Origin of the sequence: Salipaludibacillus sp. CF4.18, assembly GCF_051262595.1 — a bacterium.
Classification (GTDB): domain Bacteria; phylum Bacillota; class Bacilli; order Bacillales; family Salisediminibacteriaceae; genus Salipaludibacillus; species Salipaludibacillus neizhouensis.
The window spans coordinates 1-2437 of record NZ_JBIMEV010000121.1; the positions used below are offsets into that span (position 1 = coordinate 1).

Genomic DNA, 2437 nt, shown 5'->3' on the forward strand with positions numbered 1-2437 from the left:
TGTAAACGCTAAAATAAAAGTTGACCACATTAGCACAATTCGCTAATGGAAAAGTTGACCACCCTGACACTCAATCCAGTAACATAATGTTAATGACAACATTTTGTTACTGGGGGAAAAGGAATGTTAGAGATGGCTAATAAAGCACTTATTAGAAAGTTGCATTTTAAAGATGGTCTTTCAATACGTCGGCTGGCAAAAGATTTCGGTTATGCCCGTCAAACCATTCGCAAAGCACTAGAAACTTCAGAGATTCCAACCTATACTCGCAAGATCCCCTATGTTAGTCCAGTACTGAATCCGGTCATTCCCATTATCAAGGAATGGCTACAAAGTGATCGCAACGCGCCAGCGAAACAGCGTCACACAGCTGCTCAAATCTATCGGCGCCTGGTGAATGAATATGACTTTACCGGTGGAGAATCTACTGTCCGAAGATTCGTACGTCAGCTTAGACTAGAGTGGCAAGAACTCACCCCGCCTTCCTCGATTCCGTTGGAATTTGAACTTGGTGAATATGCTCAGTTTGATTGGGGAGAAGCTTTTATAGACCTAAATGGAAAAAGAACGAAAGTCATGCTTTTTTGCATGAGATTACTGTATAGTCGAAAGATTTTTCTTAAAATCTTTCCTCATCAACGTCAAGAAGCATTGTTTCAAGGGCACGCGGATTCATTTTCCTACTTTGGTGGCGTACCGAAAACAATCATCTATGACAATATGAAAACAGCTGTTAAAAAAGTCTTAGAAGGAACCAAGCGAGAAGAACAACTATCGTTTGTTCAATTTCGAACTCATTATCTGTTTGACGCACAATTTTGTGCCCCAGCCAAGGGGAACGAAAAGGGTCAAGTTGAAAAGCTTGTTCAGACTTCACGTTCACAATTTCTCGTTCCCGTACCGAATGTGACTAGTATACAGGAAGTTAATACCTATCTTTTGGAACAATGTGATCGTTATGAAAATCATTCTGTTCCACGTTCAAAAGAAACAGTCGGTGAGCGTTTCCTAGAAGAACAAAAAGAACTATTACCGTTACCTGACAGACACACTTGTGGACGAAAACTAGAGGTTACAGTGAATACCTTGTCTTTAGTTACCTTTGAAACAAATATGTATTCTGTGCCTACTCGTTACTCTGGAAGAAAAGATGTTCTCCTATATGCCTATGTTGATCAAATTGACATCTTGATTGGTAGTCAAGTGATCGCATCACATAGTCGAACGTATGACCGACACCAAGAGGTGTTCGAACTGGATCATTACTTGGATGAACTAGAACGTAAGCCGCGTGCGATTGAGCATGCACGACCGCTGAAAAGTACACCTCTCCCCGCTGTTTATAAAGCGTTTCACCAAGAAACTTTGAAACAATACGGTCATGCCAAAGAGTTGATTCGTGTATTAAAGTTACACCGAGAATTTCCTGCTCACTTGATTGAAGTGGCTATTCAACAGAGCACGGATGAGCACTTATTCACGTGTGATGCAGTGAAACAATTTATCTATCAAGTTCATCATCCAGCTATCACGAAACCTCATCCATTACACTATCATGGAACAGCAAAAGTCAACGTGAAGCCACCATCACTAGATTTATATGACCAATTACTCAAGAAGGGAAGTGTTCTCCATTGACCGCCCATCACTATCAAATGGACGATTACTTAAAGAGACTGCGCCTCCCCACAATACGCGCTCAACTAGATGCATACGTGAGGGAAGCCAACGAACAACAGATCGGATATGAAACATTTTTATTTCATCTTTTATCCATTGAAGTAGCAGAAAGAGAAGTAAAAAAGAAAGCTGCATTAAGAAAAAAAGCACAATTCCCACTGGAGAAAGACCTTGCCTCTTTCCGTTTCGAGGAAGCACCCTTCGTCCCTAAACGGCGAATACTAGAGATAGCCGACGGATCTTATATTCAGGAGAAGCGTAATGTATTATTTGTTGGAAACTCAGGAACTGGAAAGAGTCATTTGATGATCGCACTTGGGAATATCGCTGTTGATCAAGGACATACCGTTAGGTATTATACGGCTGCTCATCTTTCCAATGAACTGATGGAAGCGCAAGATGAAAAACGGCTTCTACAAATCGAAAAACAATGGATGGCCGCTGATCTCGTGCTGATCGATGAAGTCGGGTACATTCCCTATCATCCTCGTGCAGCCGAATTAATGTTTCAGTTCTTTGCGGCACGTTACGAACGAGGGAGCATGATTATCACAAGCAATCGAGAATTCAGTCGATGGAATGAAGTCTTTCACGATGATCAAATGACCGCCGCCTTGTTAGATCGAATCACTCACAAGGCACACCTGTTTTCAATGAACGGTGATAGTTATCGTCTCAAAGAAACCTATTCGTACTAACAAGAGGGTGGTCAACTTTTAAATGAGCGACGTGGTCAACTTTTGGGTTGACATTTACA

2 protein-coding genes are annotated in these 2437 nt (G+C 41.5%); both read left to right on the forward strand.

All coding sequences use genetic code 11. The annotated features are described in order from the left end of the window. Positions 1–123 precede the first annotated feature (123 nt). Entirely contained in the window at positions 124–1638 is a 1515-nt protein-coding gene (gene istA, locus ACHABW_RS25580) for an IS21 family transposase (RefSeq protein WP_435759844.1), read from the forward strand. Then, positions 1635–2378, forward strand: a complete 744-nt coding sequence (gene istB / locus ACHABW_RS25585; RefSeq protein ID WP_435759846.1) for an IS21-like element helper ATPase IstB — start codon at positions 1635–1637, stop codon at positions 2376–2378. Before istA ends, istB begins: the two co-directional genes overlap by 4 nt. The last annotated feature ends 59 nt before the right edge of the window (positions 2379–2437 follow it).